The sequence below is a fragment of the Streptomyces sp. NPDC048600 genome (assembly GCF_055587025.1).
In genome coordinates this window covers 11215-37228 of sequence record NZ_JBVJGZ010000020.1, presented here as the reverse complement: position 1 = coordinate 37228, position 26014 = coordinate 11215, and the positions used below count along the sequence as shown (strand labels likewise).

The window sequence follows — 26014 nt, the reverse complement described above, 5'->3', positions numbered from 1 at the left end:
CCTCTAAGGGCGGGCGTCCTCTGCGGGGCCGAGGCAGTCGCTCGGTTCCGCCGCCGGTTGCGGGCCGAGGTCGGCCTCCGGGTCGCGGACGTAGCGCAGGACGCCCCACATGCCGTGTTCATCGGCGTGCGAGGCGTCGCTCCTGCACGTGTCGAGCTCCTTGGCGAGGGCGGCCGCGTCGATGCCGGAGCCGATGAGGACGAGCTGGGTCAGGCGGTCCTCGGCCGCCGCGCCGGCCGCCCAGGGCTCCGGCCGGAACCGCAGGAACCGTCCCACGGCGTGCACGGAGTACCGGTTGCGCGGGTCGTGGGGCCCGAAGTCGACGTAGCCCTTGATCCGGTACAGCCCCTCCGGGCGGCTGTCGAGGAAGCTCATCAAGCGGCGCGGGTCGAGGGGCAGTCCGGAGACGAAGGACACGCTGTCGTAGGCGGTGTGGAGGTGGCCGGCGTGATGGGCCTGACCGTCCGCCGAGGGGCGGTCCGCGTGGTGGTGGCCGACGGCTCCCTGGGCCGCGTCGTCGTGGGCCGGGTCGTCGTGCCGTTCGCGGCGTTCGTAGAGGTCGTCGAAGGACAGCTGTCCGACGCGCTCCTCGGCGGGCCGGCAGTCGAAGAGGAACTCCGGGTCGATGCGGCCGTAGGCGGCGGGGACGACGGCCGCACGGTCGGCGAGGGAGCGGACGAGGCCGAGGACGCGCGCGGCGTCCGTAGCCCGGTCGGTCTTGTTGACCACGACCAGGTCGGCGAGGGCGAGATGCCGGTCGATCTCGGGGTGCCGCGCGCGCGTGTCGTCGAACTCGACCGCGTCCACGACCTCGACGAGCCCGCCGTAGACGATGTCCGGCAGCTCGCTGGCCAGCACCATCCGCACGAGTTCCTCGGGTTCGGCGAGTCCGCTGGCCTCGATGACGATGACGTCGATCCCGGCCGCGGGGTGGGCGAGCCGCTCCAGGTAGACGTCGAGTTCGCTTGCGTCCACGGCGCAGCACAGGCAGCCGTTGCCGAGGGAGACGGTCGAGTCGCCCACCGCGCCGGCCACGGCCAGGGCGTCGATCTCGATCGCGCCGAAGTCGTTGACGATCGCGCCGATACGGCTGCCTCCGCTGTGGTGCAGGAGGTGGTTGAGCAGTGTGGTCTTGCCGGAACCCAGGAATCCGGCTAGCACGACGACGGGGATCTGCCGCGGACTCGGACCCAATGTGCGACCTCTCTCGCGCCCACGCGCACACCGGATCGCAACCGTGCGCGCCTTTGAGGATTGACTGCCGCCCCAGGATACGAGCCGCAGGAAACCCGGTGTTGTGAACGATTGTTAGCAGCATTTGCGGGGCAGACGTCTGGCAAGGCGCCGGGGAGTGCGAGACGCGTGCGACCCTCGCATCCCTCCGTGCGCCTCCTCTCTCCGCCTCCCCGCCGATCAGAGCCGCTCGGCACTCTGGGAGACGGCCGGAGACGCCTGCCGTGGGCCGGGTCCGGGGTGAGCCGGCTCGAGGGGCTGTCGGTCGGTCGACTCGAGGGGTTGTCGGCTCGGCGCGCTGTCGGGTCCGTCGGCTCGGCGGCGTCGGCGTCGGCGAAGGGGGCTCGGCAGATCGGGGGAGGTACCCCCGCAGGCCAGGAAAGGCCCTGGGAGGCCAGGATGCCCCCCGCCCGTCCCACCGCACGACGCTCTGGCGCCACCCATCGCTCGCCGGTTCCCCCGTCGACCCGCACCCGACGACCGGCGGACTGCCGCACGATTCGGGGGTTGACATGGGCACACGGAGTTTTGGAGCACGGGGGCCGGGAACGGCGGTCGCCGCCGGCCTCGGGCTGATGACGGGAGCGCTTGTCACCCTGGCCGTCCACCGCCAGGCGCTCGCGACCCTGACGACACGCCTGGAACGGCTGGAGTCACTCGCCACCCGGCTGGACCGGCTGGAGACGCTCGCGTTACGCCTCGACCAGCTGGACCGGGCCGCCCGCGCCCAGCATCACGCCAACCTGGCCCATCAGCAGCGTCTTCACTGGGAGCTGCTGAGCAAGGCCATCGACGACCCCGAACTCGCCGAGGTGCTCGACCTGTACGAGCCTCCCGTCTCCCCCGGCCGGCGACGTCAGTACCTCTTCGCCAACGCCCTCTACACGAACGCCCTGTTCTACTACCGCATCGGCAACATCAGCCGCGAGGAGTTCCACGGTTTCGTCCGCGGCATCCTCCAGAACCCCGTCGTACGCGAGTACTGGTACGCCACCAGCCACCAACGGGCCACCATCGCCGACGACTCCGACGAGGCGGAGCTCGGCCGCATGGTGGACGAACTCCTCGCACAACTGGAGGAGGCGGACGGGGAGGAGTGGTGGGTGGTGGGAGAGCCGCCGGAAGCGCCGGAGACGGGGGGTTCGTAGCGCGGGGTGCAGAGGGGGCTTCGTAGCGGGGGGCGTAGGGACGGGCTTCGGAGGCGGGGGCAGGGCAGGGCAGGGCAGGGCACCGGGGGCGTGAACCGCGTTCACAGCGAAATCACACCCCCGGCCCATAACGAACCTGTGAAGTCCCCAGTTGTCTGAGTCGCCACAGGAGTTGACTCACGCATGACCGTGTCGAGGGCGACTCCGCAGCACTCGCTTGCACCACCGCTTGGAGAGCCGCACCCCACAGGGCCGCCCTCGTTCCACGGTCGCCCCGTGCAGGCTTTTCCGTACGCGACACCAGAGGGAATTCAACAGTGAGTCAGATCATCCGTCGGATCGGCGTCTCCCCGCGCGCGAGAGGCAGCGTGAGTGGAGCGAACTGCCCCGACATCTTCGAGTTGGCCGACGGCAACTTCGCGGTCATCGGAACGGACGCCACGGACTCGCTGGAACCCGACCTGCCCTCGGACGCCTCGCGCGCCGACTACGAACGCATCGTCGTCATCAGCCGCGAGACCCTCGTCCGCGCGAAGGCCGACATCCCCGACGTCTGATCCGGCCGTGCCCGGGGCCCCGGCGTCGTCCCCCGTACGACGCCGGGGCCCCGGCCCGTTCCCGGGCCGCCCGCCCCTTGAGCGGCCCAGGCCTGCCCCAGGTCTCCCGGCTCGGCCTCAGGCGGCCCGGCCGGGAACCGGTACCGGCGGCACCGGCCCGACGTACCGCGCCGCCGGCCGGATGATCTTCGAGTCCTCGGCCTGCTCCAGAATGTTCGCGCTCCAGCCCACCACCCGCGCCGCCGCGAAGGTCGGCGTGAACATCTCCCGCGGCAGCCCGCACAGTTCCATGACCAGGCCCGCGTAGAACTCGACGTTGGTGTGCAGCTCGCGGCCCGGCTTCAGCTCGGCGAGCACCGCCTCGACCCCGCGCTCGACCTGCACGGCGAACTCCACCCGCTCGCCCCCGAACCCCTGCGCGATCTCCCGCAGCATCCTCGAACGGGGGTCCTCGGTGCGGTACACCGCGTGCCCGAAGCCCATGATCCGGACGCCCGCGAGGACACGCTCCCGCACCCATGGGTCGATGCGGTCCGGTGTCCCGATGGCGTCCAGTGTGTCGAGCGCACGGCTGGGGGCACCGCCGTGGAGCGGGCCGGAGAGCGCGCCGACGGCGCCCACGAGACAGGCGGCGACGTCCGCGCCGGTCGAGGCGACCACGCGCGCCGTGAAGGTTGACGCATTGAATCCGTGGTCAATGGTTGAGATCAAGTATTGCTCGACAGCACGGGCGTGCCGCGGATCGGGCTCCGAACCGGTCAACATGTACAGGTAGTTGGCCGCGTACGACAGATCCTCACGAGGCTGGACCGGATCAAGTCCCTGACCCAGCCGGTGCAGTGTCGTCAACAGCGTCGGCACCGCGGCGGTCGCCGTCACGACGTCCGCCCGTCGCCGCGCGGCGTCGATGTCGTACACGGGCCGGAAGCCCTTGGCGGCCCCAAGCAGCGACAACGCCGTACGCAGACCCGCGAGCGGGCCGGAGCGGCCGCCGCCCGCCGCGATCGCGGGCAGCGCCGCCGCCACCTCGTCGGGCAGGCGCCGCAGCGCGGCGGTCTCGGCGGCGAACGCGGCGCTCTGCCCGGCATCGGGGAGCTCGCCGTGGACCAGGAGATGCCAGACGTCCTCGAAGCCGCGGGTCTGCGCGAGCTCGACGGCCGAGTACTGGCGGTAGTGGTAGAAGCCCTCGCGTCCTCGTACGTCGCCGATCTCGGTGTCGGTGACGACGACGCCCGAGAGCCCTCGCGGTACGTCGACAAGAGTTGATGCGGACCGGTTGACGGACATGTTTCCTCCCTGGACTTGATTCGACTGTCCATGGTTGACTCAATGTCTGTCAATATTGATTGAATCAATATGCAATCAATACGTCACAGATGTGGATACGGTGACCGCCATGCGCGATCAGCAAGCCGGTACCGGCCCCTCGGAGCGACGCCTGAGCACCAAGGAGGCCGCCGAGGTGCTCGGTGTGAAGCCCGAGACGGTCTACGCCTACGTCAGCCGCGGCCAGCTCAGCAGCCGTCGCTCGCCCAGCGGCCGCGGCAGCACTTTCGCCGCCGAGGAGGTCGAGGCGCTCGCCCGGCGCAACAGGCGTGAGAGCGCGGTGAGTCAGAGCATCGGGGGCGAGCTGTCCGTGCGCACCCGCATCACGCTCATCGAGGCGGACCGGTACTACTTCCGGGGCGTCGACGCGTCCGAACTGGCCGTGCGCCACTCCTACGAGGAGATCGCCGAGTGGCTGTGGACGGGACGGATGCGTACCGGGGTCACCTTCACCGCTCCCGAGGCCTCCATGGCCGTGGCCCGCCGGGCCGTGGACGCGCTGCCCGAACACGCCGGACCCACCGACCGGTTGCGCGTCGCCGCCATCGCCGCCGCCACCGCGGATCCGCTGCGTTTCGACCTGTCCGAGGAGGCGGTGCTCGGCACCGCGCGCACCCTGATCCCGACGATCGTCGACGCACTGCCTCCGGTGCTGCTGGGCGCGAGCCGGCACGACAGTCCCCTCGCCCAACGCCTGTGGACACGGCTGTCCGGCAAGCAGCCCGACGAGGCGTCGCTGCGCGTCCTGGACACGGCGCTCGGCCTCCTCGCCGACCACGACCTGGCCGCCTCGACCCTCGCGGTGCGGGTCGCCGCCTCGGCCCGGGCACACGCCTACGCGGCGGTCTCGGCGGGGCTGGGCGTGATCGAGGGCCCGCTGCACGGCGCGGCCAGCGGGCTCGCCCACCGCATGCTGCTGGAGGTGCTCGACCAGGGCGACGCGGCACCCGTGGTCGCCGACGAACTGCGCGCGGGACGCCGCGTTCCCGGACTCGGCCACCGGCTCTATCCCGGTGAGGACCCACGCGCGCGTGTGCTGTTCGGCCTCCTGGAGGAGATCCCGAACGCCGGCCCGGCCCTCGCCGCCGCCCGCCACGTCGTGGAGACGGCCGCGCGCCACACCCCGCTGCACGCCAACGTGGATCTCGCCCTGGCCGTCTTCACGGCGTCCGCCGGGATGCCGTCCACGGCGGGCGAGACGATGTTCGCGGTGGCCCGTACGGCCGGCTGGATCGCGCACGCCCTGGAGGAGTACGGCGAGCGCCCGCTGAGGATGCGGCCCAGCGGCCTCTACGTCGGCCCCAAGCCGCCCCAGCCGCTGCCGGACGGCGGCGGCGAATCACCACCGCCCCACCCGTAACGGGCGTCTCGGCCGCCGCGCCCGAGGACACGGGCACTCCAGGAAGTCACGCCGAGCCAAGTCAGGTTAGGCTCACCTCTGTGAGTACGTGTGCAAGCGTCTCGCGGGACTTCGACGAGCCCGTTTCCGGCACCGCTGCCCCCGCGAAGACCTGGCTGCTGCTGGAACAGCCCGGCCCGTGGGGTGCCCGAGCTCTCACCTCCAGCCATCTCGACCCCGTCCTCGGGCGCGCCCTCGAGGCCGCCGCGAAGGGCACGGGCGTGCGCATCGCGCTCATCCGCCGCTCCGGCCGTCACGCCGACAGCCACTCTCCGTCCGTGCGCAGGGTGTACGTCTCGCACACCGTGCCGGGCAACGTCTGGCTGCGCGAGGCCACCACCGTCGACCCGCGCCGGCTCCTGGACCTGGACTTCACCGCGCTCGGCCGGGGCGACCACAGTTCCTTCGACGCCGTCCTGGACGGCCGCCGGCACACGGACGGCCCGCTCGCCCTCGTGTGCACCAACGGCAAGCGGGACCGCTGCTGCGCCCTCCTCGGCCGCCCGCTCGCGGCCGAACTCACGGCCTCGGGGGTCGACGGGGTCTGGGAGGTCACCCATCTGGGTGGTCACCGCTTCTCCCCCACCGTGCTCGTCCTCCCCTACGGCTACGCGTACGGCCGCGCCGAGGCGCACACCGTCAGGGAGGCCCTGCACGGCGTCCGCGAGGGCCGGGTGGCCATGGACGGGTGCCGCGGCGCCTCCGCCTGGGAGCGTCCCGGCCAGGCGGCCGAACTGGCCGTGCGCGAGGCGGTCGGCGAGTACGCCGCCGAGGCCCTCACCGTCGTACGGACGGACGGCGCGGCTCCCCGCTGGGAGGTCACCGTCGGGCACGTCGACGGGCGGCACTGGCGGGTGACCGTGGCGCAGGGCGCGTCCCAGCCGCCGCGTCCGGAGAGCTGCGGGACGTCGATCCTCGGGGCGCCCGCGCGGATGGACGTGGTGGCCGTACGGGAGCTGGTCTCGGCGGCGCTGGCGAGCTGACGGCCCGCTCCACAGTTGATCGCCGTCGCCGATCCGTCCGCGTTGATCAACTCTCGGCGGTCGGTCAATGCCACGCATGGACCCATGCATGGGTTGACCCTGTCGACCCATCTGCACCACATTGACCCGCGTCCGACCCGCGACCCGGCCCGCTCAAGAGATCAAGCCCACACAATTGCGGCAGTCCCGGTGCGTCCACGTACCGTCGTGGCTATGCCCACCACTCCCCCCGCACGCCGCCTGCGGCTCGGCCTGCCGCGCCGGGTGTTCTCGCAGGTGCTGCTCATGCAGGTGGCGATCGCCGCGGGAGTCGCGGTACTCGCGACCGGTCTGTTCCTCGCTCCGCTCGGTGCACAGCTGGACGACCAGGCGATGCGCAGGGCGCTCGCCATCGCGCAGACGACCGCCGCCCAGCCGCAGGTCGCCGAGGATCTGGTCCGCACGCCCGCGACACCCGACGGGCCCGTGCAGCGGGAGGCGGAACGCATCCGGAAGGCCACCGGGGCCGAGTACGTCGTGGTGATGGACCGACGGGGCGTGAGGTGGTCGCACACCGAGCCCGGGGCGATCGGCGGCACGGTCTCCACCGACCCCAGCCAGGCGCTCGCGGGCCACGAGGTGATGGAGATCGACGACGGCACCCTGGGCCGCTCCGCCCGGGGCAAGGTGCCGTTGCGGAACGCCGGGGGCGAGATCGTCGGGGCGGTGTCGGTCGGTATCGCCTACGACAGCGTGCGGGCCAGGCTGATCCACGCGATCCCGGGGCTGCTCGCGTACGCCGGCGGTGCCCTGGCGGTCGGGGCGCTGGCCGCGTGGCTCATCGCCCGCCGGGTGCAGCGGCAGACGCGGGACCTCGCCTTCTCGGACATCTCCGCGCTGCTCGCCGAGCGCGAGGCGATGCTGCACGGCATCCGCGAGGGCGTCGTCGCCCTGGACGGCTCCGGCCGTATCCGCCTGCTCAACGACGAGGCGCAGCGGTTGCTCGGCGTCGGCGAGGAGACGGTGGGCCGTTCCCCGGACGAGGCGCTCGGCGAGGGGCGCACGGCCGACGTGCTGGCGGGGCGGGTCTCCGGCACCGACCTGCTGACGGTCCGCGGCCCGCGCGTGCTGGTCGCCAACCGTATGCCGACCGACGACGGCGGCGCGGTCGCCACTCTGCGCGACCGCACGGAGCTGGAGCAGCTCGGCCGGGAGCTGGACTCCACCCGGGGTCTGATCGACGCGCTGCGCGCGCAGGACCATGAGCACGCCAACCGGATGCACACCCTGCTGGGGCTGCTGGAGCTGGAGATGTACGACGACGCCGTGGAGTTCGTCGGTGAGGTCGTCGGCGATCACCGGGTGACCTCGGAGCAGGTCACCGAGAGGATCCACGATCCGCTGCTGGCGGCCGTACTGGTCGGAAAGGCGACCGTCGCGGCCGAGCGCGGAGTGGCCCTGTGGGTGTCCGACGGGACCCGGCTCCCGGACCGGCTGGTCGACCCGCGGGGTCTGGTCACCGTCGTCGGCAACCTGGTGGACAACGCGCTCGACGCGGCCACCGCGACGCCGCACGCGCGCGTGGAGGTCGAACTGCGCGCGGAGGGACGCGCGGTTGTGCTCCGGGTGCGGGACACCGGGCCCGGCATTCCGCCCGAGCGGCGCGAACTGATCTTCACCGAGGGCTGGTCGACCAAGGAGCGTCCGGCCCACCGGGAACGCGGCATCGGGCTCTCCCTGGTCCGCAGGCTCGCCGAGCGCCAGGGCGGCAGCGCGACGGTGGCCGACGCACCCGGCGGGGGCGCGGAGTTCGCCGTCGTCCTGCCCGAGGCGCTGGACGCGTCCGCCCAGGAACCGGCCCTGACCGCACCAGCCACCGGGCCGACGGCCCCCGAGGAGGAGTCCCGATGATCGAGGTCCTGGTCGTGGACGACGACATCAGGGTGGCACGGGTGAACGCCGCGTACGTCGAGAAGGTGCCCGGCTTCCATGTCGCGGGCGAGGCGCACAGCGCCGCCGAGGCGCTGCGTCTGCTGACGGAACTGCCTCGCCTCGATCTCGTCCTCATGGACCACTATCTGCCCGACGCGACGGGGCTGGACGTCGTCCGGGAGATGCGCCGCCGCAGCCGGCACACGGACGTGATCATGGTGACCGCGGCCCGGGACGTCTCGACGGTGCAGGAGGCCATGCGGCAGGGGGCGTTGCAGTACCTGGTGAAGCCGTTCGCGTTCGCCGGGCTGCGCTCCAAGCTGGAGGCGTACGCACGGCTGCGGCGCACCCTGGACGGCGGTGGCGAGGCCGAGCAGGCCGAGGTCGACCGGATCTTCGGCGCCCTGTCCACCGCGACGGAGCCGGATCTGCCCAAGGGCCACTCACCCACCACCGCGGAACTGGTCCGCCAGGCACTGATGCACGCCGACGGCCCTCTGTCGGCCCAGGAGATCGCCGAGCGCACGGGGCTGAGCCGCCAGACCGCCCAGCGCTATCTGAAGCTCCTGGAGCGCACCGGCCGCGCCACGCTGACCCTCAAGTACGGCGACGCGGGCCGCCCCGAGCACCGCTACGTGTGGGCGACCCGCACCTGACGCGACCTGAAGCGCGAGGGCCGACGGCACCGAGGTCAGGGCGCGGCCGAGGCACCGCGCCCGGTCGGCGAGCGCACCACATCCACGCCGGTCCGCACCACGGCCGGCCTCGTCCGTCCCAGGCCCCGCTACACCGCGCCCGCGCCCGTCAGCGACCGCACCTCGGTCTCGGCGTGCTTCGCCTCGTCCGCCTTCTCGGCGGAGGTCAATGTGCCGATCCAGCCCGCGAGGAAGCCCAGCGGGATGGAGACCAGGCCCGGATTCTGGAGCGGGAAGAACTGGAAGTCGACAGCCGGGAAGAGCGCGTCGGGACTGCCCGACACCACGGGTGACAGCAGTACCAGCACCACGGCGGGGATCAGCCCGCCGTAGACCGACCACACGGCTCCGCGTGTGGTGAAGCCGCGCCAGAAGAGCGAGTACAGCAGGACGGGCAGGTTCGCGGACGCGGCCACCGCGAACGCCAGGCCGACCAGGAACGCGACGTTCAGGTCCCGGGCCAGCAGGCCCAGCCCGATGGCGATCACCCCGATCCCGACCGCGGCGACCCTGGCCACGGCCACCTCGCTGCGCGGCGGCCGGGTGCGGCGACGCCGCAGGGACGCGTACAGGTCATGGGCGACGGAGGCCGACGAGGCGAGGGTGATCCCGGCGACCACCGCCAGGATGGTGGCGAAGGCGATGGCGCCGACGATCGCGAAGAGCACCGTGCCGCCCGTGGAGTCCGCGCCGCCGCCGAGGTCGAGGGCGAGCAGCGGTACGGCCGTGTTCCCCGCCGCGTTCGAGCCGCGTACGGCGTCCGGTCCCACGATGGCGGCGGCGCCGAAGCCGAGCACGATCGTCATCAGGTAGAAGCCGCCGATGAGCCCGATCGACCAGACCACCGACCGGCGGGCGGCCCGCGCGGTGGGCACGGTGTAGAACCGGGACAGGATGTGCGGCAGTCCGGCCGTACCCAGCACGAGGGCCAGACCGAGGCTGATGAAGTCGAAGCGGGCCGTCCAGTCGCCGCCGTACTTCAGTCCGGGCGCGAGGAACTTGGCGCCGTGCCCGCTGCGTTCGGCCGCGCTGCGCAGCAGATGGTCGAAGTCCCCGTGGAACCGCAGCAGTACGAGCACGGTCAGGGCGATCGCCCCGCCCATGAGCAGGACCGCTTTGACGATCTGGATCCAGGTGGTGGCTCGCATCCCTCCCATCGAGACATAGACGACCATCAGCGCACCGACCACGACGACGGTCCAGGCCTGCGCCGCCTCACTCGTGCCGCCCAGCAGCAGGGCGACCAGGCTGCCCGCACCCACCATCTGCGCCACCAGATAGAGAACGGACACGACGACCGAGGAAGTTCCCGCCGCGATCCGCACCGGCCGCTCACGCATCCGTGCGGCGACCACGTCGGCGAGTGTGAAACGCCCGCAGTTGCGCACCAGTTCGGCGACCAGGAACAGCACCACCAGCCAGGCGACCAGGAAACCGACCGAGTACAGCAGCCCGTCGTAGCCGAACAGGGCGATCAGGCCCGAGATGCCGAGGAAGGACGCGGCCGACATGTAGTCGCCCGCGATGGCGAATCCGTTCTCCATCGGCGAGAACAGCCGCCCGCCCGCGTAGAACTCCTCCGCCGAACCGTGCCGGTTGCGGCTCACCCAGGTGGTGATCGCCAGAGTGACGGCGACGAACGCGCTGAACAGCACCAATACCAGCATCTGGTGATCGTCCGTCACCGTGCACCGCCTCTGACGCCCCGCGTCAGTTCCTGTGTGTCCCAGCGCAGTTCGAGGGCCGCGCGGTCCCGGCGCAGGCGCGCGTGCCGGGCGTAGGCCCAGGTGAGGGCGAAGGTCGTGAGGAACTGTCCGAGCCCGGCGAGCATCGCCACGTTCACGGCTCCCGCGACCGGACGCGCCATCAGGCCGGGCGCGGTCGTGGCCGCGACGACATAGCCCAGGTACCAGGCGAGGAAGGCGACGACGGCCGGCACCACGAACCGGCGGTAGCGGCTGCGCACCTCCTGGAAGGCCGCGCTGCGCTGGACCTCCAGGTACACGTCGGCCGCCGCGAGGGCGGTGCGGCCGCCCTCCGCGCGCGCGGAGGGCACGGCGCCGACGGGTCCGGCCGACTCTCCCCAGCCCGCCGCGAGCGCGTCGTACCAGGGGTCGTCGTAGCCCATGGGCTCCGGCGCGTCGGCGGACGGATCTGTCGCGGTGTCACGGGTGTCCGCCGGTCTTCCCGGACCGCCCCCGTGCACGCGGGGGCGACCATTGCTTGAGTGCATGCCCAAGGATGGACAGAACGGGAAGATCCCCGGCTCTTCTTCCTCGGGCGCTTCACCCCTTCAGGTGATGCGCCCGAGGCCGGAAGCGGTCAGGCGTCGATACGGGACCGGTCCAGCGTCGCCGCGGAGCTGGAGATGAACTCCTTGCGCGGCGCCACGTCGTTGCCCATGAGGAGGTCGAAGACCTGCTCGGCCGCGTCCAGGTCGGACAGGTTGATCCGACGCAGGGTGCGGTGGCGCGGGTCCATGGTGGTCTCGGCCAGCTGGTCGGCGTCCATCTCACCCAGACCCTTGTAGCGCTGGATCGAGTCCTTGTAGCGGACACCCTTGCTCTGGAACTCCATGAGGGTGTCGCGCAGTTCGCGGTCCGAGTACGTGTAGACGTACTTGTCCTGCCCCTTCTTGGGCTGGACGAGCTCGATCCGGTGCAGCGGAGGCACCGCGGCGAAGACCCGGCCGGCCTCGACCATCGGCCGCATGTAGCGCTGGAAGAGCGTCAGGAGGAGGCAGCGGATGTGGGAGCCGTCCACATCGGCGTCGGTCATCATGATGATCTTGCCGTAGCGGGCCGCGTCGATGTCGAAGGTGCGGCCCGAGCCGGCCCCTATGACCTGGATGATCGCGCCGCACTCGGCGTTCTTCAGCATGTCCGTGACAGACGACTTCTGGACGTTGAGGATCTTGCCGCGGATCGGCAGCAGAGCCTGGAACTCGGAGTTCCGGGCGAGCTTGGCGGTACCGAGCGCGGAGTCTCCCTCGACGATGAACAGCTCGCTGCGGTCGACGTCGTCGCTGCGGCAGTCGGCCAGCTTCGCGGGCAGCGACGAGGACTCCAGGGCCGTCTTGCGGCGCTGGGCGTCCTTGTGCTGGCGGGCCGCGATACGCGTACGGGCCGCGGCGACGACCTTCTCCAGGACCACCCGGGACTGCTGGGCGGCGTCACGCTTGGTGGCCGTGAGGAACGCCTTGAGCTCCTTGGTCACCACGCCGTTCACGATGCGGCGGGCGGCCGAGGTGCCGAGCACCTCCTTGGTCTGTCCCTCGAACTGCGGCTCGGCGAGACGGACCGTGACGACCGCGGTCAGACCTTCCAGGGCGTCGTCCTTGACGACGTCGTCCTCGGCGACGCGCAGCAGCTTCTTGGTGCGCAGGACCTCGTTGATCGTGCCGGCCACGGCCGACTCGAAGCCCGCCACGTGCGTGCCGCCCTTGGGGGTGGCGATGATGTTGACGAACGACCTGACGGTCGTGTCGTACCCCGTGCCCCACCGCAGGGCGACGTCGACGACCAGCTCACGGGTGACCTGGGTGGGGGTCATCTGGCCGTGCTCGTCGAGCACCGGGACGGTCTCCTTGAAGGTGCCCTGTCCGGTGAAGCGGAGGATGTCGCAGATGGCCTTGTCACTGGCCAGGTACTCGCAGAACTCGCTGATGCCGCCGTCGTAGCGGAAGGACTCCTCGCCCTTGCTGCCGCCCTCGCCGAGACCGAACTCGTCGCGCACGACGATGGTCAGGCCGGGCACCAGGAAGGCGGTCTGCCGGGCGCGCTGGTGGAGGGTCTCCAGGGCGAGCTTGGCGTCCTTGAGGAAGATCTGGCGGTCGGCCCAGTAGCGCACGCGCGTGCCGGTACGCGTCCTCGGCAGCTTCTTGGTCTTGCGCAGTCCGCCCTTGGCCTCGAACTTCGCGTCCGGGCCGACGCCGGCGAACGCTCCGGGGACACCGCGCCGGAAGCTGATGGCGTGGGTGTGACCGCTGCGGTCGACCTCGACGTCCAGGCGGGCGGACAGGGCGTTGACGACGGAGGCGCCGACGCCGTGCAGACCGCCGGAGGCGGCGTAGGAGCCACCGCCGAACTTGCCGCCCGCGTGGAGCTTGGTCATCACGACCTCGACGCCGGACAGACCGGTCTTGGGCTCGACGTCGACCGGGATGCCGCGGCCGTTGTCGCGCACCTCCACCGAGCCGTCGTCGTGCAGGATCACCTCGATGTGGTCGCAGTAGCCCCCGAGGGCCTCGTCCACTGAGTTGTCGATGATCTCCCACAGACAGTGCATGAGACCACGACTGTCGGTGGATCCGATGTACATACCCGGGCGCTTGCGCACAGCCTCGAGGCCCTCGAGGACGAGGAGGTGCCGCGCGGTGTAGTTGGAACCGTCCCGGTCTGCTCCTGCCAGCAGCGCTGTGGACGGCACGGACGTTTCGGCGGTCACGCGGTTCGCTCCTCGCTGAATTTCAGTTGGGGCCCTTCTGGGTAAGGGCGCGGCTTCGGTCGCCGCTCAGAGGGTACCGAGGCCTGGTAGAGCCGTTGTAACGCCACCCTCGTCCGAAACACAGCCTAGTCCAGCATCGCATGGGTGTTCGATCCCTCGATGGAGTGAAGCAGGAATCACGTTCCCTTCGGCGCATGAACCATTTAGGCTCCGGGCACGTCCTCATGAACAACCGGCAACCCAGCCGGGAGGACCGAGACCGACACAGCGCGAACCCGTACGACTCATAGACACGCGATACGGCACATTCGCCGCCAACCGGCAGCAGACAACCACTCGGAAAGATTTTTTCGAGAGGAAGCCCCGAGCGGGAACGAATTCGGGCTGGTTGGATGTTGACCCTGGTACGACAGCTCGTCGAGCTAGAGAAGAGGCGACGTGACTACTGTTCTGACCCCCGCGAGCCCACTGACGGCCGCTGATCGCTGCGACCGCTGCGGCGCCCAGGCTTACCTGCGCGTCGTGCTGCTGAGCGGCGGAGAACTGCTCTTCTGCGCCCACCACGGTCGCAAGTTCGAGCCGGAACTCAAGAAGATCGCCGCTGAGATACAGGACGAGACCGAGCGGCTCACCACCGTTCCCGGAGCCGCCTCCGAAGAAGAGCGCTGACCTTCCGCGTCCACGACGAGCGAGCACCGGCGTCGGCCGGTGGACGGGCGGTGGCCCCTGGGCCTCAGGGGCCATCGCCCGCACTCGTGGACGGAAGACCGGCGGACAGACGGTCCCTACTGCCGCGCGACGGGCCCACAGGCCCTACGGCAGGCTCCTGAGTCGCCCGCAGCAGCTCAGGCCGGCCATGGCCGCGACACGGCCCCTCAGGCGCCCCTGCGGCCCCCAGCGGCACGCAGGTCACCGCTCCAGCCCAGCACCCGCAGGGCATCGGACACCCGCGTATAGACCCCCGGATCACCGGCCCGGCCACAGCCGCTGCCCCAGGACACCAGCCCGATCAACCGCCCCTCGGCGACCAGCGGACCCCCGCTGTCCCCCTGGCAGGCGTCCGGGCCCCCGGACTCCTCACCGGCACACACCATGCTGTCCGCGCTGAAGGTCCCTTCGGCACTGCCCGGATAGGCCTCGGCGCACATCTCGTCCGGCAGCACGTGCACCCGCGCCCCGCGCAGGCCGTAGGCGTAGTCCCCGGCCCCCGTGACATCGCCCCAGCCGTAGACCGTGGCCGGCGTGCCCGGCTGGTACGCGGCATCGCCCGCGGCGGCCATCGGGACGACCGCGTCCTGCGCCACGGGCTCGGCGAGGGAGAGCACGGCGAAGTCCCCGGCGTTGCTGACGCTGTCGTAGTCCGGGTTCACCCATACCTCGCGCACCTGGATCTCCCGCCCCTGTCTCGACCGCAGATCGGTGCGGCCGGTGATCACCTTGAGGTCGTTCGCCCTGCCCGGCGGGCCACCGAGGACCTCCTCGCTCAGACAGTGGGCGGCGGTGAGCACCGTGGACCGCCCGACCGCCACTCCTCCGCAGAACTGTCCCGAGCGCGTACCCCCGAACCGGTCACGACTGGACAGGGCTACCGTCCAGGGACTGTCGGAGATGTCGACGGGGAATCCGCCCACCACACTGTCGGCGGCCGCCGGCGCGGTGGACATCAGCGGTATGGCGGTGGCCGCGGCCGCCAGGACAAGCGGCCTTGCCAGGGTCCGGACAAAGGGACGACACATGCGCGCTCCTCACTCTGAGGTGTCGATCAGACACTCAGAGTGTTCCAGGGGCAGCCCCCTCGCACCCGCGCACCCCGCCCATACGACGAGGGCCCGGCTCCCTGTCGGGAAGCCGGGCCCTCATGGCCGTACGGAGACTCAGTCGAGGTAGTCGCGCAGCACCTGCGAACGGGACGGGTGGCGCAGCTTCGACATGGTCTTGGACTCGATCTGGCGGATGCGCTCACGCGTGACGCCGTAGACCTTGCCGATCTCGTCGAGGGTCTTCGGCTGACCGTCGGTGAGACCGAAACGCATGGACACGACGCCCGCCTCGCGCTCGGACAGGGTGTCGAGGACCGAGTGCAGCTGCTCCTGGAGGAGCGTGAAGCTGACCGCGTCGGCCGGGACGACGGCCTCGGAGTCCTCGATGAGGTCACCGAACTCGCTGTCGCCGTCCTCGCCGAGCGGGGTGTGCAGCGAGATGGGCTCGCGGCCGTACTTCTGGACCTCGATGACCTTCTCGGGGGTCATGTCGAGTTCCTTGGCCAGCTCCTCCGGGGTGGGCTCGCGGCCCAGATCCTGGAGCATCTGGCGCTGCACACGCGCGAGCTTGTTGATGACCTCGACCATGTGCACGGGGATACGGATGGTGCGGGCCTGGTCGGCCATCGCGCGGGTGATCGCCTGACGGATCCACCAGGTGGCATACGTGGAGAACTTGTAGCCCTTGGTGTAGTCGAACTTCTCGACCGCGCGGATCAGACCGAGGTTGCCCTCCTGGATCAGGTCCAGGAAGAGCATGCCGCGGCCGGTGTAGCGCTTGGCCAGGGAGACCACCAGTCGGAGGTTGGCCTCCAGGAGGTGGTTCTTGGCGCGGCGGCCGTCCTCGGCGATGATCTCCAGCTCGCGCTTGAGCTTGGGGGCCAGCTTGTCGGCGTTGGACAGCTTGTCCTCGGCGAACAGGCCCGCCTCGATGCGCTTGGCGAGCTCGACCTCCTGCTCCGCGTTGAGCAGGGGGACCTTGCCGATCTGCTTGAGGTAGTCCTTGACCGGGTCGGCGGTGGCACCCGCGGCGGCGACCTGCTGCGCGGGCGCGTCGTCCTCGTCCTCGTCGGACAGCACGAATCCGGCGCTCTCGGTGCCCTCCGGCTCGTCGCCGGGCTTGGCGTCCTCGAGGACCTCTTCCTCGACCAGCTCGGCGTCGTCCTTCTTGCCCGCGGTCTTCTTGGCCACGGTCTTCTTGGCGACGGTCTTCTTCGCGGCCGCCTTCTTGGCGGTCGTCTTCTTCGCGGCCGCCTTCTTGGCGGGAGCGGCTTCCTCGGTGGGGTCGACGTCGGAGTCGGCGGCGGGCGCGGCCGGTGCGGCGGCCGTGGTGGCGGTGGCCTTCCGCGTGGTCACCGTCTTCGCCGCGACCGTCTTCGTGGCGGTGCGCTTGGCCGGGCTCTTCGCTGCGACGCTCTTGCGGGTGCGCTTGGGCTCTGCGGCACTGACCATCAGCGTCACACCCTCTTCCTCGAGGATCTGGTTGAGGCTGCGCAGTACGTTCTTCCACTGAGTGGCCGGAATCTGGTCAGCTTCGAAGGCCCGACGCACGTCATCGCCGGCGATCTGCCCCTCAGCCTTTCCCCGCTCGATGAGCGCCATGACAGAAACGGACTCGGCGATCTCCGGCGGGAGCGTACGGGATGTGCTGGCCGACACGAACAACCTCTCGGAACGTTGGAAAACGGCTTCCGGCCCCGTCCACGACGGACAGGAGCCGACCACCGGCTTGGGGATGGGCCGACGGTGCGGGCGGGGGCCGGGAAGATGCACAGCGCCTTCTAAGGCGTCCGTATTCCCTCCGCGGCTGTCACCTCTTAGGTCATCGCGCTGCTCCCGCGAGCGTTACGCCCAATCCGCGTGGCCCGAGTCACACCCCGTAAGCGATCAAAAGCAGTCAAGCCCGGACAAAGAACGCCGGGCGGGTGCAGACGCGGGCTCGCCGGGACGAGCGGGCCGCACCTCGGCGCCGCGGTACCCCGCAGGACCCCGCAGGAAGAAGGTCCTGCGGGGTCCGACGGGGAGCGGTCCGCCGGCCGACGATGCCACAGGAGGGGAGAGGCATCCCCCGGCGGGCCGCCCGTGGCGCGCGATCAGTGCTCGCGCGGGGCGGGCACGACGCGCTCCACCTCGGGGTGGACGATGAGCAGCTGGCGCATGGCAGCCTCCGCCCCCGCGCCGTCCCCCGTGGCGAGAGCGTCGACGATCCGGCCGTGGTGCGCCAGCGAGGCCTCGTTCGGGCGGTCACAGCCCGTGACCGGGCCGCCGGAGACCTGGAGGGCGGCGGAGACGATCCCGGAGAGGTGCTCGAGCATGCGGTTGCCGCCGACCTGGATGAGCAGCGAGTGGAACTCGGCGTCGGCACGCGAGAAGGTCAGCGCGTCACCCTGAGCCATGGCGTGGCCCATGATCTCGACCATGTCGGCCAGCCGCTGCTGGACCTCCTCCCGGCCGTGTCCAGCCGCGAGGCGCGCGGCGAGCGGCTCGATCGTCCAGCGCAGCTCGGTGAGCTCACGCCGCTGGTCGTCGCGCTGCGGCCCGAAGGCGCGCCATTCGATGATGTCCGGGTCGAGCAGGTTCCAGTCGCTGACGGGGCGCACCCGCGTGCCCACGTTCGGGCGGGCGCTGACCAGGCCCTTGGCCTCCAGGACACGAAGCGACTCACGGACGACGGTGCGGGACACCTCGAAGCGCTGGCCGATCTCCTCGGGCACCAGCGGACGGTCGGCTCCCAGGTCGCCGGAGACGATCATCTGGCCGAGTTGCTGAACGAGTTGGCCGTGGAGTCCGCGTCCGCGGCTGCCCGCGGCGCGCCGGCCCACGCGGCCCAGCTCGGGGTCCGCGCTCTCCCAGGCAGGGGGCCCGACGCGGTCGGCGGCGGGGGCCTCCGCGTAGGGGTAGCGGTCGAGTTCGCCCGGACCGGCGAGACCGGCGTCGGCGGTGCGGGCGGGGGTCATCATGGTGTGCGCAAGGGTACTCACGCATCCTTTGTCGGCGTTGCCTCCAACTCCCTTGAGGGCTTTGGTGAAAAGCACACGAAAGGGTGATCGCTCACCCCGTCGCAATTGACGCCTTATCGGAAAGAAATGGGCTTTCTCGGGGGAGTTGTGCGCAGCCCGGGTCCGGAACCGCCCGGACACCGGTCATCGAACCCTCCCGCGCAGGGTCATGAGCAGATATGCGCAGAACAGCGCGGTGAGCGACAACGCCAGCGCACCACCCACGGGTTGGGCCAGCACCCGCACCACACCGCCCAGATAGCGCTCTCCGCCGAAGGGCCACTGCGACAGCAGCACCTCACGCAACCGCACCGGGAATCCGGCCGCGTTTCGCACGGACGGTCCCTCCCAGGCCTTCTGTACGAGTGGTACGACCACCACCGGCACCGCGACGACGGCCGCGAGCCCCGCCGTCGAGGACCGGAAGATCCCGGCCGCCAGTACGCCCGCCCAGGCACAGCCGACCACGAGTCCGATCCAACTCGCCCCGAGAGAGAGCCAGTCCGCGGGAACTCGGGAGAGCTCCCGTCCGTATACGAGGTACAGCGCCTCGGCGTCGCATCCCACGGTGAGGACGGCCAGGGCCAGGGCGGTGGCCGCGGCGACGAGGAGCTTGGCGACGAGCAGCCCCAGCCGGCGGGGCACCGTGCCCCGGTCGGCGGCCAGGGCGGGGTGGCGGAACTCGTCCCCGAAGGCGAGCGCGCCCAGCAGGCCCGCGCCGAGTGCCGCGGGTGGCAGCGGCAGTTCCCTCGGCCAGGCGGCGAGCAGCCTCGCCTGTGGGGTGTGGCCGATCCGCGCCAGGATCACCGCCGTGAGCGCGGAGACGACCAGCACGGCGGCCCCGGTGAGAAATCCCGTCCCGATCCCGGCCGCCCTGCGCAGCTCGTAGCGGAGCGGGCGTAGAGGGCTGGGAGCGGATCGGACCGAGATGGGGGGCGGCAGAGAGGACAGCGCGTTCGGTGCGGGCTTGGCGTCTTCGGGGAGGCCGGCCTGTGGCTCTCGGACGTCCGTCCCGGCCTTGCCCTCGGGCGCATTCGCCTGCGCTTCGGTCGCGGGCTCGGTGTCCGCGGTGACGTCCGGGTCGGGCCGTACGGAAGCCGGACTGTCAGCGACCGGCTCGGCGACCGCGACCGGCTCGCCCTCCTCGGCACGCCGGGCAGCACTCGCTCCCATGTCCCCAATCTCATCTGCGAGTTGATGGACGAGGACGCCGTGCCGGAACGCCGTCTCGCCGACGTCGGCACACGTGCTGCCGTAGACGTAGAGGCGGTTTCCGTCCTCGCGTACGACCTCCACGGAGCGCCTCTTGGTGCGGGCCTCCTTGGCCAGCAGGGTCGCCAGGCGGGCGGCGTGGGGGCTGCGGACGGCGACGCGGGGCCGCAGTCGTGTGCGGGCGAAGTCCCCGGCGTCCTGGTCGGCGACGACTCTGCCCTCTTCGAGCGAGACGATCCGGTCTGCCGTGCGGGCCGCCTCCTTGGGGTCGTCGAGGGTGAACAGCACCGTGCCGCCCTGATCCGCGTGCGCCCGCAGAACGCCGTACAGCCAACGGCTTTCCCGTGCGGAGAGCCCGTCGGCCGGGTCGTCGAGCACCAACGTGTGTGGGTCGGACAGCAGCGCGCAGCCGAGGCCAAGCCTGCGGTCCATGGCACGGGAGAGGGTGCCGAGCCGTTCGTCGCGCAGGCTGACGAGGCCCACGACTTCGAGCACCTCGTCCGCTCGCCGCACCGGTACGCCCGCCGCGGCGCACAGCATGCGCAGGTGCCCCCGGACGCTACGCGCGGGATGGCCGGGCACATCTCCCAGCAGCACGCCGACCTCGCGCGAGGGGTGCGCGATGCGATGGAGGGGTCTGCCTCTGAAGTAGGTGATCCCGCGGCCCTGTTGGAGTTCGAGCATCAGCCTCAGCACGGTCGTCCTGCCCGAACCAGGGGCCCCGAGCAGCGCGGTGAGATGTCCCGCGCGGGCGTCGAACGAGACGTCGTCGACGGCGGCCGGAAGTCCCTTACGAGAGTTGCTGGTCAATCCGAAGGCCTGGATCACCCGCAGCAAGATAGCGCGCTATGTCCCTTTTTCCCGGCACCGAACGGCCCGTTGGAAAAGGCGGGACGCCCCAGTGCGGCACTTGAGCCCGTCGCCCCGACCGCTCCCGGTCCTGAGGTCGGCCGACGCTGTGCCGACGCCCGCCTCACACCTCGGGGCGCAGCATGGGCGGGTTGAGCAGCGTGGCGCCGCCGGCCCGGAAAAGCTGGGCGGGCCGGCCGCCCTGGCGCGTGGTCGTACCGCCGGTGGGCACCAGGAAACCCGGCGTACCCGTCACCTTCCGGTGGAAGTTGCGCGGGTCGAGCGCGACGCCCCACACCGCCTCGTAGACGCGGCGCAGCTCACCGACGGTGAACTCCGGCGTGCAGAACGCCGTCGCCAGCGACGAGTACTCGATCTTCGAACGCGCCCGCTCGACGCCATCGGCCAGGATCTGGGCATGGTCGAACGCGAGCGGCGCCATCGGCTCCCCGTCACGGCCGTAGCCGCCCTGCTTCAGCAGCTCCTCGACCGGGGCCCAGCGGGCGTTGCTCGCGTCCCCTCCGGCACGGGGCGCGGGCAGGTCCGGGGCGAGCGCGAGGTGCGCGACACTGACCACCCGCATCCGCGGATCACGCTTGGGGTCGCCGTAGGTGGCGAGCTGTTCCAGGTGAGCACCGTTGTCCTGGACCGGCACGGACGGGTCGTGGGCATGCAGCCCCGTCTCCTCCACCAGCTCGCGCGCCGCGGCCTGCGACAGATCCTCGTCCTCCCGTACGAACCCTCCCGGCAGCGCCCAGCGCCCCTGGAACGGCTGCTCTCCCCTGCGCACCGCCAGCGCGCACAGAGCATGGCGTCGCACGGTCAGCACGACCAGATCCACGGTGACGGCGAAGGGCGGGAAGGCTGACGGGTCGTAGGGCATGCCGTGATCATAGTCGTCTTCCTGACGATAAACACTCCCTTCCTCGGCCGCATCGGCGGCTGATCGTCTCGTTGACCGGTATGCGGGTGCCGGGGCGGTCCGGGCGGTGGGGCGGGCGGAGTCACATGTGATCGTTCTGGTGGCCGTAGGCGGGCTCGGGGGCCAGTTGTACGAGGTCAGACGCCCTTTCGGGAATGGCTCGGGCTTCGGTCGTGCTTGGGTTCAGGCGTGGTGGCGGGCGTGTCCGGCTCGGGTGGCGCGGCGGTCACGACCCCAGTTGCAGTCCGTCCGCCGCCTCCTCGACCATCGCGAGGCCGAGCCTGCTCACCCGCACGGAGAAGGGGGCGGCCGCGACCCGCAGGCCGGTCAGGGCGATCTCGCCCAGGGGTGCGCCGCGCAGGGGGCGCAGTGTGATCGTCCTGGCCGGGGCGTCCGGGCGCATGCCGACGAGTGCGGTCAGCAGCAGCACCCCCGCCGCTGCCGCTGTGGCCGCGGGGCGGCAGGCCGCCGGGTGGGCAAGGGGGACACTCGCGTCGGTGCGCTGCTCCCCCGCGCACATCTCCGGCAACCGGTGGCCGAAGGCGTCGGCCGCGGCCAGCAGCCCCCGCAGCAGGGCGGCCGCCTCCCTCTCATGGCCCGCGACTGCGAGCCCGGCCACTGCTACCGCCGTCTCGTGAAAGCGCACCGCTCCCGTGCGGTGGCCGAAGGGGTTGTATCCGGCTTCCTTCGTGCCCAGGCTCCGCAGGCCCCAGCCCGAATCCCACACCGGGCTGCCCATCAGCCGCGCCAGCTGTTCGATCTGCGCTGTGCCGAGCAGCCCGTCGGCGTACCGTCCACCGCCGAGGAGGCCTGTGTCGAGGAGGTGCGCGGCGCCGGCGCCCAGGTGCGGGAGCAGACGTCCACCGGGGGTGCGGGCAGCGGCCGGGCGGCCTCCGCTTCGGTCCTCGATCCAGAACTCGTCCCGGAACGCCACCCGCAGCGTCCGGGCCCACTCCCACAGTCCGGCGCCACCCGGTCTGCCGCAGGCGTCGAGAAGGTCGGCTCCGAGACAGGCCGCCCGGTGGGCGTGCGCCTGGGTCTCTGCGCGTGCGGGGCCCGCGGGCTGCGGGTCCGCCAGGTAGACGCCGTCACCGACGGCTCTGAGCAGCCAGTCCAGGCAGCGCTCGGCCACGGGCAGCAGTGCCTCCGTCTCCTGGTCCGGCATGCCCCAGAGGCGGGCCTCGGCCAGCAGGGCGGGGAACAGCAGTGTGGCCTCGGTGCCGGTACAGGCCGGGGGCAGATGCGCGCCCGCATCCCTGCGCGGTCCGGGAATCATGCCCGACTGCGGCCCGGAGCCTCCGAGTTGGGTCCTGGCGAGGGTGCGCAGGGTTCCGGCCGCCAGACGGGTGCCGAGCGGAAGTGCCATCCGGGCGGCCGCCAGCGCCTCGGCCGGGGCCAGGCCGCAGCGCCAGGGTGCGCCGGCCGCCAGACAGATGTCGGTGGGCTGGGCGGGGTCTCTGATCAGCAGGGCCTGGAGATCTTCGACACCGGTTCTCAGCAGCGCCGTGACTCCGGCGTCGTCGCCGCTCGCCTCTGCCACGGAGATCGGGTTGGCGGCCGTCCGCCCGACCGGCCGGGCGGCACCGGAGCCCGCCGCGTCCGGGCGGACCCGCAGCTCCACGGTGGTACTGCCGCCCGGCGGGATCTCCAACTCCCAACGGAGCAGTCCGGCGGAGGCCAGGGCGTCGGCGGGCGGCGGTTCTGCCGTGACCGAGGAACCACCGTCGGGGCCTGACCATCGCAGGCCCAATGCATGGACACTTGCAGGCAGTTCGGGTCCCGCTCCGCCCGCGGCGATCGCCCCGAGAGGGGCGAGGTCCGCGCCGAGCGCGATCTCGACGGGCAGTCGCAGGGGGCGGGGAGCCGAGCTGTGCAGGGTGATGCGCTCCGCGCCGTCGGCGTGACGGACACGTTCGACCACGACGTCCGGGTCCGGACCCGCTTGCGGCGACGTCCGCACCGTGCCTACGAACCGGGCCCGGTCGGCCCCGGTCATCCACGCCCGAATCGCCAGCGGTTCACGCCCCGCGACCCGGACCAGGGAGCGGGACAGTACTCGTCGGCCCGCGTGGTAGACCCCCTCCAGGCCCCGGCCCGTCAACTGCCCCTGATCGGTGGAGATGGCGAGGCTCGGGAGGGCGACGCAGATCATGACCGCGTGGGCGGGCGGCAGTTCGGCGGGGTTGCGTGGTGGAGGAAGGGCGCCTGGGGGGTGTTGCGGCTGCCGGCTCGCACCTCCGACCGGTCGATCCGTGTCGGCGCGCGGTCCGGATGGCCGTCGGTTCGTGGCCTCCGTCAGCGGCGACGGCAGTGTGGTTCCCGCCCTCCTCGAAGGGCCAGGAACGCTGGGGGTTGGGCGGGCGTCGTCGGCAGGGGATGGGGGCGGCTGGTGCATACGGCGGCTTTTCTGCGGTGGGTTCGCCTCGGGCGGGTGCGGTGGCGGTCGACGGATACGACGGGGCATGTGTGAAGTGGCGGTACGGCTGGGCCGCGAGGGACATCCGTCACCCAGGTGAACGGGGCCGGGGTTCCTTGGGTCACGCCTTGGCCCCCGGGACCGAGCCGAATGGCGGCGTCGACGGTTCTGGACTGCCACGACCGCCCGCACGACCCACCCGGCCACCGCCCGGCACCGGCCGACGGCCCCGACCGCGTGGCGGCTCACGAGTCGTCCCGCGCGCGGTCGTGCTCGGGCCACGCGGCCGTGGAGGGGTCGTAACCCTTGTGCCGGCCTCCGTCCTTCGCCGACGTACGCGGGGGACGGGAGGCGTCGCGCCGTGCAGGGGAGCCGTCTCGCGAGGCACGGGAGCCCTGCCGCGGAGGACGGGAGATGTCCGGCCGTGCCGTTCCACGTCCTGTGCGTCGGGCACCGGGCGAAGAGGTCTGGTGGGTGCCGTCGGACCTCACATCGGCGGTGACGGTTCGGGCGCGGTCGGCGCGGAAGCGTCGCGCGGCCGGGCTCAGGGGCCGGGCCGACGACGGCTCGCAACAGCTGCCGTCGCCGGGGGCGCCCTCGGTGGGGACCAGCGCGTCGGCGTCACGTGTCGCGTCGACCGGGCCGCACCCGGCGCTTTCCAGTTCCGCTCCCTGGCGTGTGCTTTCCGCTCCCCCGCCCTCGCGTTCGCCGCGCTCCACGCGCAGGCAGCGGCGCAGGGACTCCGGGTCGAGGCCCTCGTTGCAGGCCTGGTGCAGGAGGCGGGCGAAGAGGTAGTCGGGGTCGGCTCCCAGGGCCATGGCCAGGGCTTCGCGGGACTCGAGTTCGTCACCGCTGGACCAGGCGACCCAGCCCGCCAGGGTCAGCGGGGCGGCGGCATGCTCGGCATAGGGACCCACGCAGCGCCGGGCCAGGGCCCGCCACAGACGCAGGGCGGGGCCGACCTCGTCACCTTCCATCCACTCGGCGGCACGGTCGCGGGTTCCACGGTCCTGGAGGCCGAGGATCAGGGCGGCCGCCTCGTCGTGGCCGAGCAGTTCGTCGTCGCGCAGGTCCGCGGCGAAGGCGCCCTGTACCGACGGAGCGTGCGCGAGGCGGCTCATCACGCGACGGGCCAGATCGAGGGTCTCCTGGGCGACGGCTGCGCGGCTCTCCTCGTCGAGGATCCTGGGGACGAGGGCCATTCCCGCGGCGTCCAGGGCGATTTCCTGCTGCAGCGCGGCGGAGGTCTCCCAGGGCTGGAGCCGGGCGCGCAGTTCTCGCAGGGTCCCGCGGACCTGAAGGCCGGCGTAGGTGGCGGCCGCGGCCAGGACCGACGTACCGGGCAGGCCCATCGGGCGGCCCTCGGACGGGCAGCAGTCGTCCCGGTCGCAGCAGTACGACCAGCAGCGGCCGTCGGAGACGCACAGTGCCTCGATCACCGGCACCTCGTGGTTTCCGCACTCGACGCGCAGGTCGTGGGCGAGGGGCCTCAGCCGGTTCATGACCTGTCGGCCCGTCTCCCCCTCCTCGGGCTCCTGGCAGAGGTAGACGACCATCTGCTCGGGTGGGGAGCCGCGCCGCACGCTGCCCGTGATGAGGCCGTGCGCGAGCTGCTTGGCCGCGCCGGGCCAGTCCTCCTTGTTCGCGGGGATACCGAGCCGGGCCCGGCCGCCGAACCTGCCGCGACCGTCCGCGTCGTGCAGGGCGACCATCACGATGCTGTCCTCGGGCCGGTAACCGAGGAGGTAGGGCAGCGCGTCGGCCAGCTCGGCCGGGGTGCGCAGGGTGACCTGGTGCGGGCCGAGCGCGCCCGTGGTGAGGGGGTGTGCGTGATCCGCGGGCGGCGTGGACCCACCGCGTACACCGTCGCCGCTCGGCGTGATGTGTCCGTCCCAGCCGTTCGGCCTGATGTGTCCGCCCTCGCCGGTGATGTCGTCGTTTCCGAACGATCCGGTCGTTTCGCTGTGATTCGTCATGCGCAGACGATCTCGTGGATCGCCGATTTCCGCTTGACCCTGTGGATAACTCCGGTCGGGGACATGCCACAGACCGGCGGATGCCAGCGGGCTCACGTCGGCCGCGCAGTTCGGTGGCAGCGTGCTCCCACGCTTCGTCGGGCGCTGTACGGCCTCGCGGGAGCGGTCGAACGACCTCGCGG

At 71.6% G+C, this 26014-nt stretch carries 19 protein-coding genes; 7 read left to right on the top strand and 12 right to left on the bottom strand.

All coding sequences use genetic code 11. The features are described 5' to 3' along the window. Positions 1-3: 3 nt before the first annotated feature. Complete coding sequence (locus tag ACZ6SQ_RS25245) at positions 4-1194, bottom strand: CobW family GTP-binding protein (RefSeq protein ID WP_469565870.1); 1191 nt, start codon at positions 1192-1194, stop codon at positions 4-6. A 614-nt stretch (positions 1195-1808) separates the two neighbouring features. Here ACZ6SQ_RS25245 and ACZ6SQ_RS25240 point away from each other — a divergent pair. Next, the gene (locus tag ACZ6SQ_RS25240; protein WP_469565868.1) at positions 1809-2381 is read left to right on the top strand and encodes a DUF6082 family protein; all 573 of its coding nucleotides are present in this window, start codon (positions 1809-1811) and stop codon (positions 2379-2381) included. A 317-nt stretch (positions 2382-2698) separates the two neighbouring features. Then, positions 2699-2938, top strand: a complete 240-nt coding sequence (locus tag ACZ6SQ_RS25235) for a hypothetical protein (protein WP_386382806.1) — start codon at positions 2699-2701, stop codon at positions 2936-2938. A 117-nt stretch (positions 2939-3055) separates the two neighbouring features. Here ACZ6SQ_RS25235 and ACZ6SQ_RS25230 read toward each other — a convergent pair whose 3' ends face one another. Further along, positions 3056-4225: a citrate synthase/methylcitrate synthase gene (locus ACZ6SQ_RS25230; protein WP_469565866.1), complete on the bottom strand. Its 1170-nt coding sequence runs from the start codon at positions 4223-4225 to the stop codon at positions 3056-3058. 109 nt (positions 4226-4334) lie between these two features. Here ACZ6SQ_RS25230 and ACZ6SQ_RS25225 point away from each other — a divergent pair, with 109 nt between their 5' ends. From ACZ6SQ_RS25225 to ACZ6SQ_RS25210, 4 genes are all read left to right on the top strand, one after another. After that, positions 4335-5624 (top strand): citrate synthase family protein, encoded by a 1290-nt coding sequence (locus ACZ6SQ_RS25225; RefSeq protein ID WP_469565864.1) that lies wholly within the window; start codon positions 4335-4337, stop codon positions 5622-5624. Between the two features lie 80 nt (positions 5625-5704). Further along, the gene (locus ACZ6SQ_RS25220; RefSeq protein ID WP_469565862.1) at positions 5705-6646 is read left to right on the top strand and encodes a sucrase ferredoxin; all 942 of its coding nucleotides are present in this window, start codon (positions 5705-5707) and stop codon (positions 6644-6646) included. Positions 6647-6859: 213 nt separating this feature from the next. Then, on the top strand, positions 6860-8536 hold the full coding sequence (locus ACZ6SQ_RS25215) for a sensor histidine kinase (RefSeq protein ID WP_469565860.1): 1677 nt from the start codon (positions 6860-6862) through the stop codon (positions 8534-8536). Continuing rightward, a complete protein-coding gene (locus tag ACZ6SQ_RS25210; protein WP_469565858.1) occupies positions 8533-9213 on the top strand; it encodes a response regulator in 681 nt (226 codons plus the stop codon). The genes ACZ6SQ_RS25215 and ACZ6SQ_RS25210 overlap by 4 nt, the downstream gene beginning before the upstream one ends. Positions 9214-9341: 128 nt before the next feature. Here ACZ6SQ_RS25210 and ACZ6SQ_RS25205 read toward each other — a convergent pair whose 3' ends face one another. The 3 genes from ACZ6SQ_RS25205 to ACZ6SQ_RS25195 form a co-directional block, all read right to left on the bottom strand. After that, positions 9342-10937 (bottom strand): solute symporter family protein, encoded by a 1596-nt coding sequence (locus tag ACZ6SQ_RS25205; protein WP_469565856.1) that lies wholly within the window; start codon positions 10935-10937, stop codon positions 9342-9344. Further along, the gene (locus tag ACZ6SQ_RS25200) at positions 10934-11485 is read right to left on the bottom strand and encodes a DUF485 domain-containing protein (protein ID WP_469565854.1); all 552 of its coding nucleotides are present in this window, start codon (positions 11483-11485) and stop codon (positions 10934-10936) included. Before ACZ6SQ_RS25200 ends, ACZ6SQ_RS25205 begins: the two co-directional genes overlap by 4 nt. An 89-nt stretch (positions 11486-11574) precedes the next feature. Then, a complete protein-coding gene (locus tag ACZ6SQ_RS25195) occupies positions 11575-13698 on the bottom strand; it encodes a DNA gyrase/topoisomerase IV subunit B (RefSeq protein WP_469565852.1) in 2124 nt (707 codons plus the stop codon). Between the two features lie 438 nt (positions 13699-14136). Here ACZ6SQ_RS25195 and ACZ6SQ_RS25190 point away from each other — a divergent pair, with 438 nt between their 5' ends. Then, positions 14137-14367, top strand: coding sequence for a DUF7455 domain-containing protein (locus ACZ6SQ_RS25190; protein WP_469565850.1), 231 nt, complete (start codon positions 14137-14139; stop codon positions 14365-14367). A 206-nt stretch (positions 14368-14573) separates the two neighbouring features. On the opposite strand, the gene ACZ6SQ_RS25185 is transcribed toward ACZ6SQ_RS25190, so the two are convergent. The 7 genes from ACZ6SQ_RS25185 to ACZ6SQ_RS25155 all read right to left on the bottom strand — a co-directional run bounded on the left by ACZ6SQ_RS25185 (position 14574) and on the right by ACZ6SQ_RS25155 (position 25832). After that, positions 14574-15434 (bottom strand): S1 family peptidase, encoded by an 861-nt coding sequence (locus ACZ6SQ_RS25185; RefSeq protein ID WP_469565848.1) that lies wholly within the window; start codon positions 15432-15434, stop codon positions 14574-14576. Between the two features lie 138 nt (positions 15435-15572). Next, positions 15573-17117: an RNA polymerase sigma factor gene (locus ACZ6SQ_RS25180; protein ID WP_389326879.1), complete on the bottom strand. Its 1545-nt coding sequence runs from the start codon at positions 17115-17117 to the stop codon at positions 15573-15575. A 434-nt stretch (positions 17118-17551) separates the two neighbouring features. After that, on the bottom strand, positions 17552-18439 hold the full coding sequence (locus ACZ6SQ_RS25175; protein WP_469565846.1) for a FadR/GntR family transcriptional regulator: 888 nt from the start codon (positions 18437-18439) through the stop codon (positions 17552-17554). Between the two features lie 162 nt (positions 18440-18601). After that, the gene (locus ACZ6SQ_RS25170; RefSeq protein WP_469565845.1) at positions 18602-20497 is read right to left on the bottom strand and encodes an ATP-binding cassette domain-containing protein; all 1896 of its coding nucleotides are present in this window, start codon (positions 20495-20497) and stop codon (positions 18602-18604) included. A gap of 145 nt (positions 20498-20642) precedes the next feature. Beyond that, positions 20643-21401 carry an NUDIX hydrolase gene (locus ACZ6SQ_RS25165; protein WP_469565843.1) on the bottom strand — a complete coding sequence of 253 codons (759 nt, stop codon included), beginning with the start codon at positions 21399-21401 and terminating at the stop codon, positions 20643-20645. 265 nt (positions 21402-21666) lie between these two features. Then, positions 21667-23592, bottom strand: coding sequence for a glycogen debranching N-terminal domain-containing protein (locus ACZ6SQ_RS25160; RefSeq protein WP_469565841.1), 1926 nt, complete (start codon positions 23590-23592; stop codon positions 21667-21669). 509 nt (positions 23593-24101) lie between these two features. Then, positions 24102-25832 carry a DUF4192 domain-containing protein gene (locus ACZ6SQ_RS25155; protein ID WP_469565839.1) on the bottom strand — a complete coding sequence of 577 codons (1731 nt, stop codon included), beginning with the start codon at positions 25830-25832 and terminating at the stop codon, positions 24102-24104. Between the last annotated feature and the right edge of the window lie 182 nt (positions 25833-26014).